The organism is Sphingomonas sp. FG14, from assembly GCF_057809675.1.
Genome location: NZ_JBMDKK010000026.1, coordinates 14,417 through 30,706, shown reverse-complemented (window position 1 = coordinate 30,706; position 16,290 = coordinate 14,417). Strand labels below are relative to the sequence as shown.

General features: G+C 64.8%; 19 protein-coding genes. 15 read left to right on the top strand and 4 right to left on the bottom strand.

Going from position 1 to position 16,290, the window contains the following annotated elements; genetic code table 11:
• Positions 1 to 8: 8 nt before the first annotated feature.
• The 5 genes from kdpC to ACODTA_RS28275 all read left to right on the top strand — a co-directional run bounded on the left by kdpC (position 9) and on the right by ACODTA_RS28275 (position 4,978).
• Positions 9 to 599 carry a potassium-transporting ATPase subunit KdpC gene (kdpC, locus tag ACODTA_RS28295; RefSeq protein WP_489070819.1) on the top strand — a complete coding sequence of 197 codons (591 nt, stop codon included), beginning with the start codon at positions 9 to 11 and terminating at the stop codon, positions 597 to 599.
• Positions 596 to 3,265 carry a DUF4118 domain-containing protein gene (locus ACODTA_RS28290; protein WP_489070817.1) on the top strand — a complete coding sequence of 890 codons (2,670 nt, stop codon included), beginning with the start codon at positions 596 to 598 and terminating at the stop codon, positions 3,263 to 3,265. Before kdpC ends, ACODTA_RS28290 begins: the two co-directional genes overlap by 4 nt.
• Positions 3,262 to 3,951, top strand: a complete 690-nt coding sequence (locus ACODTA_RS28285) for a response regulator (RefSeq protein WP_489070815.1) — start codon at positions 3,262 to 3,264, stop codon at positions 3,949 to 3,951. The genes ACODTA_RS28290 and ACODTA_RS28285 overlap by 4 nt, the downstream gene beginning before the upstream one ends.
• 106 nt (positions 3,952 to 4,057) lie before the next feature.
• Positions 4,058 to 4,381: a hypothetical protein gene (locus ACODTA_RS28280; protein WP_489070813.1), complete on the top strand. Its 324-nt coding sequence runs from the start codon at positions 4,058 to 4,060 to the stop codon at positions 4,379 to 4,381.
• Positions 4,382 to 4,609: 228 nt separating this feature from the next.
• Positions 4,610 to 4,978, top strand: coding sequence for a hypothetical protein (locus tag ACODTA_RS28275; RefSeq protein ID WP_489070811.1), 369 nt, complete (start codon positions 4,610 to 4,612; stop codon positions 4,976 to 4,978).
• A 507-nt stretch (positions 4,979 to 5,485) separates the two neighbouring features.
• Here ACODTA_RS28275 and ACODTA_RS28270 read toward each other — a convergent pair.
• On the bottom strand, positions 5,486 to 5,743 hold the full coding sequence (locus ACODTA_RS28270) for a hypothetical protein (RefSeq protein WP_489070809.1): 258 nt from the start codon (positions 5,741 to 5,743) through the stop codon (positions 5,486 to 5,488).
• On the opposite strand from ACODTA_RS28270, the gene ACODTA_RS28265 reads away from it, so the two are divergent.
• From ACODTA_RS28265 to ACODTA_RS28230, 8 genes are all read left to right on the top strand, one after another.
• Complete coding sequence (locus ACODTA_RS28265; protein ID WP_489070807.1) at positions 5,730 to 5,972, top strand: hypothetical protein; 243 nt, start codon at positions 5,730 to 5,732, stop codon at positions 5,970 to 5,972. The two genes, ACODTA_RS28270 and ACODTA_RS28265, sit on opposite strands and share 14 nt — an antisense overlap.
• Positions 5,973 to 6,408: 436 nt before the next feature.
• Entirely contained in the window at positions 6,409 to 6,852 is a 444-nt protein-coding gene (locus ACODTA_RS28260) for a DUF2244 domain-containing protein (RefSeq protein WP_489070805.1), read from the top strand.
• Positions 6,849 to 7,991 carry a PepSY-associated TM helix domain-containing protein gene (locus ACODTA_RS28255; RefSeq protein WP_489070803.1) on the top strand — a complete coding sequence of 381 codons (1,143 nt, stop codon included), beginning with the start codon at positions 6,849 to 6,851 and terminating at the stop codon, positions 7,989 to 7,991. The genes ACODTA_RS28260 and ACODTA_RS28255 overlap by 4 nt, the downstream gene beginning before the upstream one ends.
• Positions 7,988 to 10,135 carry a TonB-dependent receptor gene (locus ACODTA_RS28250; protein ID WP_489070801.1) on the top strand — a complete coding sequence of 716 codons (2,148 nt, stop codon included), beginning with the start codon at positions 7,988 to 7,990 and terminating at the stop codon, positions 10,133 to 10,135. The genes ACODTA_RS28255 and ACODTA_RS28250 overlap by 4 nt, the downstream gene beginning before the upstream one ends.
• A 492-nt stretch (positions 10,136 to 10,627) precedes the next feature.
• Complete coding sequence (locus tag ACODTA_RS28245) at positions 10,628 to 11,104, top strand: Hsp20 family protein (protein WP_489070847.1); 477 nt, start codon at positions 10,628 to 10,630, stop codon at positions 11,102 to 11,104.
• An 84-nt stretch (positions 11,105 to 11,188) separates the two neighbouring features.
• A complete protein-coding gene (locus ACODTA_RS28240) occupies positions 11,189 to 11,707 on the top strand; it encodes an Hsp20/alpha crystallin family protein (protein WP_489070845.1) in 519 nt (172 codons plus the stop codon).
• On the top strand, positions 11,670 to 12,203 hold the full coding sequence (locus ACODTA_RS28235; protein ID WP_489070799.1) for an NADH dehydrogenase ubiquinone Fe-S protein 4: 534 nt from the start codon (positions 11,670 to 11,672) through the stop codon (positions 12,201 to 12,203). The genes ACODTA_RS28240 and ACODTA_RS28235 overlap by 38 nt, the downstream gene beginning before the upstream one ends.
• A gap of 49 nt (positions 12,204 to 12,252) precedes the next feature.
• Complete coding sequence (locus ACODTA_RS28230) at positions 12,253 to 12,768, top strand: hypothetical protein (RefSeq protein WP_489070797.1); 516 nt, start codon at positions 12,253 to 12,255, stop codon at positions 12,766 to 12,768.
• A 227-nt stretch (positions 12,769 to 12,995) separates the two neighbouring features.
• On the opposite strand, the gene ACODTA_RS28225 is transcribed toward ACODTA_RS28230, so the two are convergent.
• The 3 genes from ACODTA_RS28225 to ACODTA_RS28215 are packed head-to-tail and all read right to left on the bottom strand — an operon-like array spanning position 12,996 to position 13,851.
• Positions 12,996 to 13,352, bottom strand: a complete 357-nt coding sequence (locus tag ACODTA_RS28225; RefSeq protein ID WP_489070795.1) for a hypothetical protein — start codon at positions 13,350 to 13,352, stop codon at positions 12,996 to 12,998.
• Positions 13,349 to 13,618, bottom strand: a complete 270-nt coding sequence (locus ACODTA_RS28220) for an usg protein (RefSeq protein ID WP_489070793.1) — start codon at positions 13,616 to 13,618, stop codon at positions 13,349 to 13,351. The genes ACODTA_RS28225 and ACODTA_RS28220 overlap by 4 nt, the downstream gene beginning before the upstream one ends.
• The gene (locus ACODTA_RS28215; RefSeq protein ID WP_489070791.1) at positions 13,615 to 13,851 is read right to left on the bottom strand and encodes a hypothetical protein; all 237 of its coding nucleotides are present in this window, start codon (positions 13,849 to 13,851) and stop codon (positions 13,615 to 13,617) included. Before ACODTA_RS28215 ends, ACODTA_RS28220 begins: the two co-directional genes overlap by 4 nt.
• Positions 13,852 to 14,119: 268 nt before the next feature.
• Between ACODTA_RS28215 and groES the strand changes: the two genes are divergently transcribed.
• Together groES and groL are read left to right on the top strand one after the other, a co-directional pair.
• Positions 14,120 to 14,434 (top strand): co-chaperone GroES, encoded by a 315-nt coding sequence (gene groES, locus ACODTA_RS28210; protein WP_489070789.1) that lies wholly within the window; start codon positions 14,120 to 14,122, stop codon positions 14,432 to 14,434.
• Positions 14,435 to 14,488: 54 nt separating this feature from the next.
• Entirely contained in the window at positions 14,489 to 16,105 is a 1,617-nt protein-coding gene (groL, locus tag ACODTA_RS28205; RefSeq protein ID WP_489070787.1) for a chaperonin GroEL, read from the top strand.
• Positions 16,106 to 16,290 lie beyond the last annotated feature (185 nt).

Sequence of the window (16,290 nt, the reverse complement as noted above, 5' to 3'; positions counted from 1 at the left end):
CGCATCACATGTCCAAGGACTTTCTCTCCGCCCTGCGCCCGGCAATCGTCTTGACGATCCTGTTCGCGATCCTGCTCGGGATCCTCTATCCTCTGGCGATGACCGGTATCGGACAGACACTCTTTTCGTCGCAGGCGAACGGCAGCCTCGTTCGCGATAGCAAGGGCGTGGTGATCGGCTCGACCATCGTGGGTCAGGCATTCACCTCTGATCGCTATTTCCAGACGCGCCCTTCCGCCGCCGGCAAAGGTTATGACGGACTGGCTTCCGCCGGGTCCAATCTCGGACCCACCGCACAGGCGCTCAGCGACCGCGTCGCGGCGGACATCGAGAAGCGTCGCGCCGAGGGTGTCACCGGGGCGGTCCCCGCCGACCTCGTGACCGCCAGCGGTTCGGGCCTCGATCCCGACTTGTCGCCCGAGGCGGCGCTGGCCCAAGTGACCCGCGTGGCACGGGTGCGCGGCATCGGCGAAGCGCAGCTGCGCGATCTCGTCGCGCGCAACACCGAACAGCCGCTGCTCGGCTTCCTCGGCGAGCCGCGCGTGAACGTGCTCGCGCTGAATCAGCAGCTCGACAAGCTGCCCGGCACGGCACCTTGAGCGAGCGCGAAAGGCCGGCACCCGAAGCCTTTTTGCGCGCCGCGGCGCAGGAAGGCCGGGGCCGGCTCAAGATTTTTCTCGGCGCGGCGCCCGGCGTGGGCAAGACGTTCGAAATGCTGGTCCAGGGCGCCGCGCGCAGCCGCGCCGGCGTCGATGTGGTGGCCGGCGTCATCGAGACGCATGGCCGCCTCGATACCGAAGCCCTGACCCAAGAGGTGGAGATCCTGCCGCGCCGGCAGATCGAATATGAAGGCCATGTCCTTGCCGAAATGGACCTCGATGGCCTGCTCGAGCGGCGCCCGGCGCTCGCGCTGGTCGACGAGCTTGCGCACACTAATGCGGCGGGGAGCCGCCATCCCAAACGCTATCAGGATGTCGAGGAGCTGCTCGATGCCGGGATCGATGTCTATTCGACGCTCAATATCCAGCATGTCGAGAGCCTCAACGACGTCGTCGCCTCGTTCACCCGCGTCCGCGTGCGTGAGACCGTCCCCGACAGTGTGCTCGAGCAGGCCGAGATCGAGGTGGTCGACATTCCGCCCGACGAGCTCATCGAGCGGCTGAAGGCCGGCAAGGTATATTTGCCGCAGGAAGCGACCCGCGCGCTCACCCATTTCTTTTCCAAGACCAATTTGTCGGCACTGCGCGAACTGGCCTTGCGCCGTGCAGCGCAGGCGGTTGACGCGCGCATGCTCGAGGATCTGCGCAGCCAGGCGCTTGGCGGCACTTGGGGTGCGAGCGAGCGCATTCTCGTCGCGATCAGCGAGCTTCCCGGCGCCGAGGAACTGGTGCGCGCCGGCAAGCGCATCTCGGATGCGGCGCGAGCCCCCTGGAGCGTCATCCATATTGAGACCCCACGTGCCCAGCAATTCGGCGCTGACGAGCAGCGCCGCATCGCTGCTGCGCTCCATCTCGCCTCCAGCCTTGGTGCGACCGTCGCGTCGGTCCCCGGCGCGAGCGTGATCGAAGGCCTCAAAAGCTATGCGGCGGAGGCGCGGACGACACAGCTGGTGGTGGGCAAGTCGACGCGTTCGCGCTGGTTCGAACTGCGCCACGGCTCGGTCGTCGACCGCCTGGTGCGCGAGACGCCGGGCGTCGCGGTACATGTGCTGCCGATCGACGAGACCCTGGCGCCCGCGCCCCGTCCAAAATTGCGACGCGGAGATTGGGGCGCGCCGTCGGGCTATCTCTGGACCGCGCTGCTTGTCGCCGTGGTGACCGTGCTCGGCTCGGGGCTGTTCCACATCCTCGATCTCGGCAATGTCGGTCTGCTTTATCTGCTGCCGGTCATGGCTGCGTCGAGCTTGTTCGGTTTGCGGACCGGCCTGTTCGCCGGTCTCGCGTCAAGCCTATGCTACAATTTCTTCTTCCTCCCGCCGACCGGCACCCTAACGATCAACAATCCCGAGAATGTGATCTCGATCTTCGTGCTGCTCGGCGTCGCGGTGGTGACCAGCCAGCTCACGTCGCACGTGCGCGCGCAGGCCGATCTGGCGGCATCGAGTGCCCGCACCAATGCGGCGCTGGCGGGTTATCTGCGCCAGCTGACCGCGCTAGGCACTGCTGACGAGGTGGCGCAGGCCGCCTGCCAGGAAATCGGCCTGCTGCTGAAGCTGCGCGTGGTGATCCTCGAGCATAGCGATACCTCCGGGCTTTCGATCAAGGCGATGAGCGAGCCCGGGGCACTCATGGAGACGATGGAGCTCGCGGCGGCGCAATGGGTGCTCGATACCGGACAACCGGCGGGACGCGGTACCGGCAGTCTCACCGCATCGGATTGGCAATTCCAGCCCCTGAGGGCCGGTGACACTATTCTCGCGGTGCTCGGCTTGGCGCGCGACGACGGGGGCGACCCGGTTCGATCAGACCAGCTATCGCTGCTCGGCAGCCTGCTCGATCAGACTTCGCTCGCGCTTGAACGTCTGCGGCTCGAAACCGAAATGCGCGACGTCGACAAGGTGCGGGAGCGCGACCGGCTGCGCGCTGCGCTGCTCTCATCGGTAAGTCACGATCTGCGCACCCCGCTGACATCGGTGCTGGGTGCGGCGGCTGAGTTGCGTCAGCGCAGTCCCGACCCGCTGCTCGACACGATCGAGAGCGAGGCATTGCGGCTAAATCGGTTCGTCGCGAACCTGCTCGACATGGCAAGGGTCGAGGCTGGCGCGCTGCGGCTGAATGTGGAACCGGTCGACCTGACAGATGCCGTCGGGGCCGCGGTTCATGACACGCGGCGCTCACTTGAGGGCCATGCCATCGAACTCGAGGTTCTGCCCGATTTGCCGCTCGTCAGGGTCGATGCGCAGCTTTTCCATCACTGCCTGCTCAATCTGCTCGACAACGCCGGGCGTTACGGCGCGCCCGGCACGCCGATCACCGTGCGCGCCGAGCGGATCTACGGCGAACTCATTCTCTCCGTACTCGATGAAGGGCCGGGCCTGCCCCTGGGAAGGGAGAAGGAAGTGTTCGAGACGTTTCGGCGCCTTGAAGGATCGGATAGATCAGTCAGTGGTACCGGGCTCGGCTTGGCGATCGTGAAGGGGTTCGCGGAGAGCATGGGAATGCGCGTCGAGGCCGCCAATCGCGAGGACAGGCCGGGCGCGCGCTTCAGCATCCGCTTTCCCGAGGCGCTGCTGGTACGCGGCATGGAACAGGGCATGGACATATGAGCGGTCAGCGCATTCTCATCGTCGACGACGAAATTCACATACGGCGGCTTCTGCAAGGCACGCTGGTGCGCGGCGGCTATGACACGTTTGAAGCAACCACCGCCGCCGAAGCACTCGACGAGGCGCGGCGCGGCAAGCCCGATGCGATCCTGCTCGACCTTGGCCTTCCAGATCGCGACGGACTCGAGATCATCCAGTTGCTGCGCGGTATCGGCCAAGCTCCGATCATCGTGGTCTCGGCGCGCGACGCCACCGATCAGAAAGTGGCCGCGCTCGATCTGGGCGCGCACGATTATGTGACCAAGCCGTTCGACAGCGAAGAGGTACTGGCGCGGCTGCGTGCGTCGCTTCGCGGCCGCGTCGAGGCGCAGGGGGCGAGCCCGGTCGTGACGGCCGGGCAGATTACCATCGATCTCGCCAATCGGCTCGTAAGCCGAAACGGCGAGGAAGTGCATCTGACCCGCAAGGAATTCGAGGTGCTGAACCAACTGGCGCTGCATCCGGGTCGCGTCGTGACTCACCAGCGCGTGCTGGAGGCCGCGTGGCCATATGAGCATGACCGGCGCATCGACTATCTGCGCATCGTGGTGCGCAACCTTCGCCAGAAGCTCGAAGATGATCCGGCCCGTCCGGCTCTGATCATGAACGAGCTGGGCATCGGTTACCGGCTGATCGTCGCCGGCTGATCAGGCGCGGCTGATGCTATGGAAATACTATGAAGATCGCCGTTTCGACGGCTCGAAACCTTATGACGCGCCCGATATCTGGATTGTCGCTTGATCGGAGGGCGATATGCGCGGTCCCCAAAATCCAGTGGTGCAGGATCTGGTGCTGCGTCTTGCCGGCCTCGGATTGATCGCGCTCGGCGCCTTTGCAATCCGTCTGCTTTATCGCCGCATGTATCTGCCGCCCCAGCATGAGGCTTCCGTCGCGGAATTCGTCCTCGCGGCCATCGGCTTTCTCGGCGCCAGCTTCGGCTCCGCGCTCGCCGCGCTCGGGCGACATATCCATGACCGTGTACCGGTTTCGCCGCGCTGGGCAGCCGTGCCGGTCGATCATCGTTCACCGACCACGGCACGCGACATATCGGATTCAGAACTGAACAGGGCGCCATGACCATGAGGACGAAGATGCCTCCAGACGGGCAATCCGAGGCGATTACGCCCCGCCGTCGAAGGCAGCGGGCCAATCGCAGTCCGCAGGCGCGAGATGGTGACGACATCCGCGCCGGGACGGCGCGTCCGCGTCTCGCAGGGCGCCTCAGCCTGAGCGATTTCTGGGATGCCATCGACGCACCGTCGACGACAACGGCGGTGACATCGCGACCTGCGCGGGAGCGCAACAATGAACCGCAATGATGTGATCTATCGCTGCGTCGGCATTCTGCTGCTGTGCGCTATGGGTGTCAGCACCCTCATTCATCGCGAGGTCTGGCTTGTCGCTCGATATGGTCCCGCGACACTTCTCGAGGTGACGCTCGGTCTCGCCACCTTCTGTTTCGGCTCTATGGGGACGTTGTACCTCGTGTATGGCGGCAGGCTGCATGAAGATGGGAAGCGGTCGCTCGACGGTCGGCACCAGGGCGACACGGCTGGCAGGATCCAATCCGGTAGCGACTGGAGGCGGGTCGAGGCCTATCTGAGCGGTGCCGCGTTGAGGCGATCGCTGGCATCTACGGCCCCTCGGGTGCGTCGCCTGTTGCGTCATGGGTGAGCCGTTCCAGGCTCAGATACTGGACCAAGGTCGTTCGTCCGGCCTCGGTCGTCTCTCGGTCGCCGGACTGGATCGGTCCGTTGGTGCGCGAGCGGCTAAGCCGGTGACCCGCGCAGCGGTCGAGAAACGCACGGTTGGAGGCTCGACCCTCTGCTCCCAAGGCCTCGATCATGAACGCCCCTTGCGCGTTTCATCGCGCGCCCTGGCGAAGATACGGTCGCTATCGAGGACCGATGACCCCATTTCCGTGATCAGCTCGGCGACGGGCTCTTAGCGGCCATCGCGCTCGTTCCGTCGGCTCAGCCGCCTTGAGGCGCGTTCACGCATCACGCGAAGAATTTGTTCAACCCGGACAGGAAGCGATATCTTCAAAAGAGCCGCTTCACAGACCCGAAGCGCCGCGTTGGACCAGTCACGGTTTGCCGGTGATAACTCAGCCATTCGAAAGCCGATCATTGCCCCAAGCTTGGCAGTCAACTGGACAGCAGGCGACGAAAAAAATCCCCGTCACCGGAGCCGGCTCGCAATTGTTCCGAGCACCGCGTTCTGGGCATGACAGGGACACGCTCTTTCATTATGGGCGTTGCTCGTGCATCGGCTGCGGCGCCTCGTCCTTGCCAATCGGCCCTTCGCCTGCGCGATCATCGCGTTCGCGCTGATCATGAAGTTTGTCATTCCCTCCGGCTTCATGCCGACCATGTCGAATGGCCAGATCGTCATCAGTGTCTGCTCCGGCATGGAGCCCACCACGATGATGATCACCATCCCCGGGCTTGAGCATGGCAAGTCGGATGGCGGGAGCCAGCACGGCAAGACCGAACAGCCTTGCGCTTTTGCAGGCCTTTCCGCGCCATCGCTGGCGGCAGCCGACCCGATCCTGCTGGCCGCCGCGATCCTGTTTGTGCTGGCGCTCGGCATGCGCCCGCTGCTGCTTCCGGCGGCCAGCGCGATTCCCTATCTTCGACCGCCGCTAAGGGGTCCTCCGGCAATCTGATTTCACTGGTCGCGTGAGCGAGGGTGGGACGCGGGCATGCAAGAGCGTGCCTGCGGACCGCGCGCTGATGCATCCGTTTCAGATCGTCCGGGCTAAGCGTGTCGTCGCCTAGGCTAGGCGTGCCGAGGATTCTTCACATGAACTGTTTTGTTGCCGGACCGGCGGGCCTCGCGCCCGTCGCCGCGAGGCGCAGCCACCAGCCGGCTGCGGACGGAATGTTGCCTATCATATCTTGGCTCCGCCGAACCCGGCGTTCGGCCTGGCTGGCAATTGGAATGTGCCTGCTGTTCCGGGCCGGTGACGCACTGGTCCATGACGGCGCGATCAGCTCCGGATCGCCTGCCATGGCGATGGGAGCAAAGCGATGACGGCGGTCGGCTGGACGGATCGGACGGGTCCGTGGGACCGCCCAGCCCGCGGAGTTGCCGAAATCCGCATGGTCTCGCCGCGTTCGACGCTTCCCGTTCCCGGCCGCTTTCTGCTGATAGCTGCTGGTGCCGCGGCCGCGCTTGTCTCGCTGCGCTTCGTGTTGCTCGGCGCCTGGCCGGTGCTGATCTTCTCGGTGCTGGACATCGGCGCGCTCGCCGTCGCGCTTCATATCTTCAACCGCACCCCCGTGCCGGAAGAGCGGCTGCGCGTCGTCGGCGGGCAGGTCGAACTTGAGCGGATGGACAGTCGCGGCCGCCGGTCGCGCATCACGCTGCCCGCCTTCTGGACACGGCTCGAAGCGAGCGGCCGCACCGAACTCGACCATGAGTTGTGGCTGGTGTTCCGGCGCGAGCGGCACCGGATCGGGCAATGCGTGTCGGCGGAAGAGCGGCGCGCGCTCGAACCACGCATCCGCGCGATCCTCGACAGCGCGCGAGGCCGATCCGCATGACCGCGCGCACGCGCATCCTGCTGCGTCAGTTCCATCTCTGGCTTGGTCTCGCGCTCGGCGGCCTGTTCGCCCTGTTGGGGCTGACCGGCTCCGCGCTGGTCTTCTACATCGAGATCGACCGGGTCTTGCACCCGGCGATCGAGGCGCAGGTCAGCACGCCCGCGCCGGACTGGGCCTCGCCCGTCTGGGATCAGGCGCTCGCGACCGGCCGGGCGCGCTGGCACGACCCCCATGGCAGCTGGTCGCTGGAAGCCACCGGCGAAAGCGGCGCGATCCCGGCGCGCTATTATCCCTCCGCTCACCACAGCCATCACGCTGAGCGCGAAATGGTGTGGTTCTCGGCCGACGGCGACCATGTGCTGCGCGCCGAGCCATGGGGCGGCTATCTGATGAGTTGGCTCTACGAGCTGCACATGCACCTGCTTGCAGGCGAGTTCGGCAGCCAGATCGTCGGCTGGTCGGGCTTCGCGATGCTGGTGCTGCTGGTGAGCGGCATCGTCGTTTGGTGGCCGCGCGGGTCTTGGCGCAAGGCGCTTGCATTCAAGCGCAAGGCTCCGCCGATCCGCCGCCTCCGCGATCTTCACAAGCTGGCTGGCGTGTGGAGCATGGCATTGCTCTTCATCCTGGTCGGCACCGGTGCGCTATTGGCGCTGCCGGCGATCAAGACGCAGCTGCTCAGCGCTACGATCACTGTGCCCGACAAGGTGCCTGACCCACAGTCGAGCGCATCGAGCGGCACGCAAATACCGATATCGCAAGCACTGGCGGCTGCGCACCGTGCGGTCCCCGAAGCAAGGCTCGCCTTCATCGACATACCGGGCATTGGGTCAGAGCCATTCCGCATGCGAGTGCAAATGCCCGGCGATCCGCACAGCCGCTTCCCGAGCAGCTTCGTGTTCGTCGATCAATATTCGGGCGAGGTGCTGGCCGTGCATGACGTTCGGCGAGGCAATGCCAGCACCACGACCGCCAAATGGATCCGCGTCCTCCACGACGGATCGGTTGGCGGCCTCGCGACCCGCATCCTCGCCATCATCCTTGGTTTCGTTCCGCTCGGTCTGTTCGTCACCGGGTTTCTTCACTGGCGCCGCCGTCTCGCGGCCCGCGCCCAATCAAATGCAACAGGGAGTCTCTCGTGAAATCATCTCTCATCGCCGTCGCGGCCTGCCTCGTCGCATCGCCAGCGCTCGCCCAGACCGCGGACGACACCGCTGATCGCTCCGATCGCGATATCATCGTGACCGGCCAGCAGCTTGAGAAGGAAACCGAAGTTTCCGGCCGGCTCGGGCTCACCATCCGCGAGACCCCGGCGGTTGTTGACGTCGTCACCCAGCAGGATTTCCAGCTGCAGGGCGTCCGCACGGCGATCGAGGCAATGAATGCGGCGCCCGGCGTCGCATCGGGCAACCTGCCAGGTTCGATCGGCTCGGTGTCGATGCGCGGCTTCCACCGCGCGGTGAACTATCTCTATGACGGCGTGCGGATGGCCAATTCCGATGTCGGCCTGCGCAACTGGGACGCCTGGTCGTTCGAGCGGATCGAGGTCATCAAGGGCCCTGCCTCGGTCACCTCGGGCGAAGGCGCGCTTGCGGGCGCGATCAATTTCGTGCCCCGGCGTCCTAATCTCGATGGGATCAGCGGCGAGATGCTGGCGAGCTATGGCAGCTTCGATACCGCGCGGCTCGCCGGCGACATCAATATGCCGCTGGGCAAGACCGTCGCGGTGCGCGGCGACGTCTCCTTTTCGCGCTCCTCGGGCTGGATGGACGATACCGACAGCCGCACCTTCGCCGCCACCGGGTCGCTGCTGTTCAAGCCAAGCGATCGTCTTTCGCTGGTGGTGTCGGTCGATCATTTCGAGGATCGGTTCAACACGGCCTATTACGGCACGCCCGTCGTCTCCCGCGCGGTCGCCCGTGACCCGTCCTCGGCCGTGTCCGGCAGTTCGGGCCTCGTGCTCGACAAGGCGATGCGCCGGAACAATTATGACTATACCGACGGCCATGACGGGTCGAACACGACCTGGCTGCGCGCCCGCGCCGAATATGCGCTGACCGACACGCTCAAGATCGTCAGCGACACGAGCTATTATGACAGCTTCCGCGACTACAAGGACGCCGACGAATATAGCTTCAACACGGCGACCGGGCTGATCGGGCGCGGCGCGACCTATATCAGCCACGACCATCAATATTGGAACCAGCGACTGCATCTCGCCTTCGACGGGCGCATCGGAACCTTCCGCAACCGCTTCACCATCGGCGCGGAATATGGCGAGACCGACTTCTTCACCGTGCGTCGCTTCGGCACGGGGACCTTGCTCGACCCGTTCAATCCCGTGCGCGGCACCTTCCCGGCGGACACGCCCGCGAATTTCGCGACCCGGCAGGACGTCACCGCCAAGGTCGACAGCCTCGCAATTTTCGCCGAAAACGCGCTCAACCTGACCGATGAGTGGCTGGTCGTCGGCGGCGTCCGCTACGACGACGTCAAGTTCGACCGCCGCGTGCTCAACGCCACCAGCGGCGCGGTCCAGACCTACGGCCAGAGCTATCATCCCATCTCATGGCGGGCCGGAACGGTCTATAGCGTCACCCCGCGCACGCAGATCTTCGCGCAATATACCCATGCGGTGTCGCCGGTCAGCGGCCTCTTGTTCCTCAGCGCCACCAATGCCGCGTTCAAGCTCACCACCGGCTACAGCTATGAAGGCGGCGTCAAGACCTCGCTCACCGGCACGGGGGTCGAGCTAACCGCGTCGGCCTTCTACATCCGGCAGGACGATATCCTGACCCGCGACCCGACCAATCCGGCGGTCGTGTTCCAGGGCGGCGGGCAGCGCTCGCGCGGGGTCGAACTGTCGGTCAACCTGCCCGTCACACCGGAATTGAATGTGACGGCGAGCGGCACGCTGCTCGACGCAAAATATCTCCAGCTGATCGAGGCCGGCGGCGTCAATCGCGCGGGCAACCGACCGCAGAATGTGCCCGAGCGGCTCGCCGATCTGGTCGTGACGTATGCGCCCAAGGCGCTGCCGATCACGATCGTCGGCAGCGTCCGCCACAATGGCGATTTCTACACCGAGACCGCCAACGTCACCAAGGTCAACGCCTTCACGACCTTCGACGCCGCTGTGTCGTGGAACGCGCCGTTCGGCACGCTGACACTGCGCGGCCGCAACCTCACCGACGAATTCTACGCCGACTGGTCGGGCTACGCCTCGGGCCTTGTCTTCGTCGGCGCGCCGCGCAGCGTCGAACTCTCGTTCAGCAAGCGCTTCTGAGCCGTCCTGCCGCTTGAAATTTCCGAAAGTATCTGTCGTGGGAAAAATCGACCATAGCACGCTGATCTTCTATGAGCTTGCCACGAATGCGGCCAAATATGGTGCCTTGTCGTCCTGCCCATGGCACGCGAGCGCCTGGGCGGGCCAAGCCTCGTCTGAGTTCCGCCGGCCACGGCTCGATCCATGGCGGCACCCCCAAAACGATGCCGGAATTACCGCCGTCGGGTGCCAAAATCACTCCATTCCCGCCGATGACCTTGCCGCGCCTTTGGATCGGAGGGGCGATCTCAAGCGGTTTGAACGGCTGGCGGGATCGTCTAACCGCAGACAGAACGGGGGCGGAGGCCAATCGAAAAATCTCTCTTGAAACCGGTTCGGTGTTTCCTAAGTTTTTCTGGCCGGACGCTTGAAATCGGGTCCGGTGGACATTGAGAGCGCCGGCTCTCTCCGGCGCGCCTCATGCCCGAATTGCTCAATCAGGAGGATTTGGAAATGAGAACGACTGCTTTTGACTTTGCGCCTTACCGGCGCTCGACCGTGGGCTTCGATCGGCTCTTCAACCTGCTCGAAGCTGGCACGCGCGAAGACGATGGCTATCCCCCCTTCGACATTCTGAGAGAAGGTGAAGACAGCTATCGCATCACGCTGGCGGTCGCTGGCTTCCGCCCCGAGGACATCGAGGTGGTGGCCCAGCAGAACCAGCTCACCGTTACCGGCAAGCGTGCCGAGGACAACGGTCAGGGCGAGTATCTGCACCGTGGCATTACCGCACGCGCGTTCGAGCGGCGCTTCCAGCTTGCCGACTTCGTGGAAGCCGGCGATGCCAGCTTCGAGAACGGCCTGCTGAGCGTCGCGCTCAAGCGCGTGGTGCCCGAAGCGATGAAACCCCGCCGGATCGAGATCGCTGGCGGCAAGGCCGCTCAGGATCAGATCGAAGCACCCAGGGATGAGGCCCGCGAAGCGGCCTGATCCTCTGATCAAAAGGTTTGCCGGCGCCGCCCTCGGCGGGCCGGCAGGCCTTGTCCCTTCCAGCCAGAAAAGGAGATGACCATCATGGCTTTTCGTGATCTCATTCCCTGGAGCCGGCAGGAAAACCGGCTCCCCGTCCCGGTCAGCGCCGAGAGCGTCCGCGACAGTGATACCCACCCGCTGCTCTCGCTCCACCGCGAGGTCAACCGGCTGTTCGACCACGTCTTCCGTGGCTTCGGCGTGCCCGCATTGGCCGGCTTCGACCGCGCCGCCGGCTGGCCCCATGTCGAGCTCGGCGAGACCGACAAGGAGATCCGCGTCATGGCCGAGCTGCCGGGTCTCGACGAGAAGGACGTGGAGATTACCGTCGAAGACGGCGCGCTGACCCTCCGGGGCGAGAAGCGGTCCGAAGTCGATGACAAGGATCGCGGTTATACTGAGCGCAGCTACGGCCACTTCGAACGGCCTATCGGACTGCCCCAGGGCGTCGATCGGGACCACGCCGCCGCAACCTTCAGGAACGGCGTATTGACGGTCACCCTGCCGAAGACGGCGGCGAACGAAAATGTCCGCCGCATCCCTGTCAATGGCAAGGCGGCCTGACGGCCTGGCCCGGGACTTCCGTTCCGGGCCATTCGTCAACGACAATCACGCCGGGCCATGCGCGTCGAGCGCGCTACCGCCAGATGCGCGGGCCGTGATCGAGCCGGTGCCGCGCGCGACCAACCAGGGCGGACGCCGCGGGCGCGGACAATGGCGGGTGCGCTTCGCGCCGCGCTGGCGGCCCGTGGCCGATGCCCTGATCGGATGGACCGGCGGCGGCGATCCGCTCGAGACGATCGAGCTGCGCTTTCCCGACGTGGAGACCGCAGCGGACTACTGTCGGCGCCAGGGATTGGACTTCTCGATCCATGGCGCACCGGGTCGCCAGCACCCGCTTCACGGTCATCTGCCGCCGGAACCTACGCGAGTGCCGTGCTGCTGGCCTACCAGTCCGCCCGCGCGATGCTGCAGCCGGTATCCGGCCGCGCCTGAAAGCGCCCTTGGCTCGGGGAGCGCGTTTGGCGTCGGGGGGATGGCATTTTCACATTCACCATGATCAGAGGAGACGATTGATGCGAAAAATTCGTACAGCCTTCCTGGCCGGCGTGGCGGCGGTCGCCGCCATTGGTACCGCGGTGGCGGCGAGCCATGACAGCCATGTGATGAAGGTCGGCCTGCCGGATGGTACGGTCGCCCGCATAGAATATGAAGGAGATGTCGCGCCCAAGGTCACGGTCGCGCCTGCCTCCAGCGTTGCGCCGATCGCCTGGCTCGATCCATTCGAGCCGGCCCCATTCGCGCTGTTCGATCGGATCGCGGCCGACATGGACCGGCAGAGCGACCTGGTGATGCGTCAGGTCCGCGTCTTGCCGCTGCCGGCAATCGCCGATGACGGGAAGATCGACCTGACGGCGTTGCGCGGCCTGCCTCCGGGCACCGTCAGCTACAGTTTCGTCTCGACGACCAACGGGGGACGCACGTGCAGTCGGAGCGTTCAGGTTACCTCGGTCGGCTCGGGGCGCCAAGCGAAGGTCATATCGAACAGCTCCGGTGACTGCCGCGAGGTGCCGTCGGCGATTGTCGCCCACCCCAACCGAACGGACGGGATGCGCCGCACATGAGGTAGTCTGCTGTCAGCCATCCCGGCAGCCCATTCAAAGCCACCTGAGTTATAAGGGCGGCGGCGGCGTGCTCGAGATGCTCGCGGCTGACTGCCTTGTCCTGTTGCCCGGGGCACCGGTGCCGACGTCGTGGGCCGCATCTCCGGTGTGCTTCTCACCGGCCTCGCCGTCCAGTTCGTCTTCGACGGTCTCGCGGCCTCGCCGTTCCTGGCCGGCTGAATCAGCCGCTATGCGGCCTCGATCACCCGAAGCACCCGGTCGAGCATGGCGGCGTTGGAAGCGGCCTTGGGCAGTTCGCGGCGGGCGAAGCGCTGAAGCGGTGCAAGGTCGCGCCGCGGCAGCCGCAACGTGATCAGGCTTTGCCCCAGCGCGTCGCGCGGGATGCGCTGCGCTGCCTTGCCGGATCGCAGGAAATGATCGAGGAGCCGCTTGCGGTCGGCAAAGCTCCAGCCCAGCGCCTCCAGCTCATCGGGCGGGACCGACAGCAGCGCGAGCGCGAATTCCATGATGTCGTCGAAGGCGAGGACGAGGCGGACCGTCCGTCCGCCTCGCCGGCGCCAGCGCTCGCCAAGACCGTGCGTCATCGGAGCGGGATGGTGCCATCGACTGCGCGCCATTCTCTCGCTCCGATCAATTCGCGATGTGCGATCCGAACGGAATGGAGCGCGGCTTTGATCTCGCGCCGCCAATGCTCGAGAAAGTCGAACAACGCGGGAAAATCCGGCGCGAGATCATATTCCTGCCAGATAAATATCTGGAGAAGCGACGGCGCATCGGGCCGATAATAATGAATCTCTGCGGTGGTTAGGCCGTAACCCTCGAGCTGCGCGGTGAAGGCTCGATCGCTCATTGCAGCGACGGGCCGACCGTCAGCTGCCCATCGAGCGAACGCATGGCGGCGAGGACATCGTCGATCGGGACGGCGCGCTTCGCGCCGGGCGGCTTTCGCATCGCCGGCTGATCCTTCACCGTGAATCGATCCGACGCCCAGGTGGCGAGGATGGCACGCTTCACTTCGGGTTCGAGGCTGGGATGGTGCGCAACGTCGAATGGGTGCAGAAAACGGGAAAATGGCTGCGACATAGCCGTGGCTCCTTTCCTTGTGTCGCTCCTTTCTCAGGCGTGCGGTGCCGCACGGCTCAAGATTTTGTTGCTGGTCCGAGTCGCGTCAAGAGGGAAGACGTCGTCGCCCGGTGTGGAAGAGGACTGGATTGGCACTCTGCGCGGCGGAGTGCCAAAAAATTTCCTTCCCCCTCTTGAACGCGAAAATCTCTTCGCCTAGCTCACCCGCACCTGTCGTTCTTTTGAACGGGAGGGACATCACAATCTGTTTTGCATCTGGAGGTTATGCATGCATTTCCGCCCCTTGCACGACCGTGTGGTCGTCCGCCGCATCGACGCCGAGGAGAAGACCTCGGGCGGCATCATCATACCCGATACTGCCAGGGAAAAGCCGCAGGAAGGCGAAGTCGTCGCCGTCGGCCCCGGTGTCCGCGACGATAGCGGCCAGCTTGTCGAGCTGTCCGTCAACGCCGGCGACCGGATCCTGTTTGGCAAATGGTCAGGCACCGAGGTCAAGATCGACGGCGAGGATCTGCTCATCATGAAGGAGAGCGACATCCTTGGCGTGATCGACAACGTCGTGCCGCTGAAGCAGGCGGCCTGATCCCATCTGTCATCCCTCTAACCATCAGGAAGGACATAGAAAGGAGTAGCAGCGATGGCTGCCAAGGAAGTGAAGTTCGCGTCGGACGCGCGCGACCGCATACTGCGCGGCGTGGATACGCTAGCCAATGCGGTGAAAGTGACCCTGGGCCCCAAAGGCCGCAACGTGGTCATTGAGAAGAGCTTCGGCGCTCCCCGCATCACCAAGGACGGCGTGACGGTCGCCAAGGAAATCGAACTCGCGGATAAATTCGAGAATATGGGCGCGCAGATGCTGCGCGAGGTCGCCAACAAGCAGAACGACAAGGCCGGTGACGGCACCACCACCGCGACCGTTCTCGCCCAGGCCATCGTGCGGGAAGGTTCGAAGGCCGTGGCCGCCGGCATGAACCCGATGGACGTCAAGCGCGGCATCGACCTGGCTGTGAGCACCGTGGTCAAGGATCTCGAAAGTCACGCCAGGAAGGTCGGCGCCAACAGCGAGATCGCGCAGGTCGCGACCATCTCCGCCAATGGCGACGAGGAGGTCGGGCGGATCCTCGCCGAGGCGATGGAAAAGGTCGGCAATGAGGGCGTGATCACGGTCGAGGAGGCCAAGAGCCTCGAGACCGAGCTCGAGACAGTCGAGGGCATGCAGTTCGACCGCGGCTATCTCTCGCCCTATTTCATCACCAATGCAGAGAAGCTCAAGGTGGAGCTGGATGACCCGTACATCCTGATCCACGAAAAGAAGCTCTCGAACCTGCAGGCGCTCGTGCCTCTGCTCGAAAAGGTCGTCCAGTCAGGCCGACCGCTGCTCATCATCGCCGAGGATGTCGAGGGCGAGGCGCTCGCGACGCTCGTGGTCAACAAGCTGCGTGGTGGACTCAAGATCGCCGCGGTCAAGGCACCGGGCTTCGGCGATCGCCGCAAGGCGATGCTCGAGGACATTGCGATCCTGACGGGCGGTAATGTCGTCTCCGAGGACCTCGGCATCAAGCTCGAGACTGTCACGGTCGATATGCTCGGCCGGGCGAAGAAGATAACGATCGACAAGGACAACACCACCATCATCGACGGCGTGGGCCGGAAGGCCGATATCGACGGCCGCGTTGCGCAGCTGCGCCAGCAAATCGAGACCACCACGTCCGACTATGACCGAGAGAAGCTGCAGGAGCGCGTGGCCAAACTCGCCGGCGGTGTGGCGGTGATCCGGGTCGGCGGCGCGACTGAGGTCGAGGTCAAGGAGAAGAAGGACCGTGTCGACGACGCGCTCCATGCGACCCGCGCCGCGGTCGAGGAAGGCATCCTGCCGGGTGGCGGTATCGCGCTGCTTCGCGCGATCAAGGCGCTGGACGGTTTGAAGGCCGCCAATGACGACCAGCAGTCCGGCATCGACATTATCCGCCGGGCGCTTCGTGCGCCCGCGCGGCAGATCGCCGAAAATGCCGGTGAGGACGGCGCCTATATCGTGGGCAAGCTGCTCGAGAGCTCCGACTATAATTGGGGCTTCAATGCCGCGACCGCCGAGTATCAGGATCTTGTCCAGGCGGGCGTGATCGATCCGGCAAAGGTCGTGCGCACAGCGCTCCAAGACGCTGCTTCGGTCGCTTCGCTGCTGATAACGACAGAGGCACTCGTCGCCGAGCTGCCGAAGGAGGAGAAGTCCGCGCCGATGCCGATGGATTATTGATTGGCGGGAGGCCCGGTGCGCTGGGCCTCCCATCCTTTCCACGAGAGCAGCAAAAGGCGGTGAGCGACGCACGGGCAGTAGCGCGCGGCGCGACGCCATGCGGAGTGACCGCGATGGTTTCCACCACGACGTGCTATCTATGTCCGCGCAATGCTGTCTGCGCACTACATCTGCCGGATGCGCTC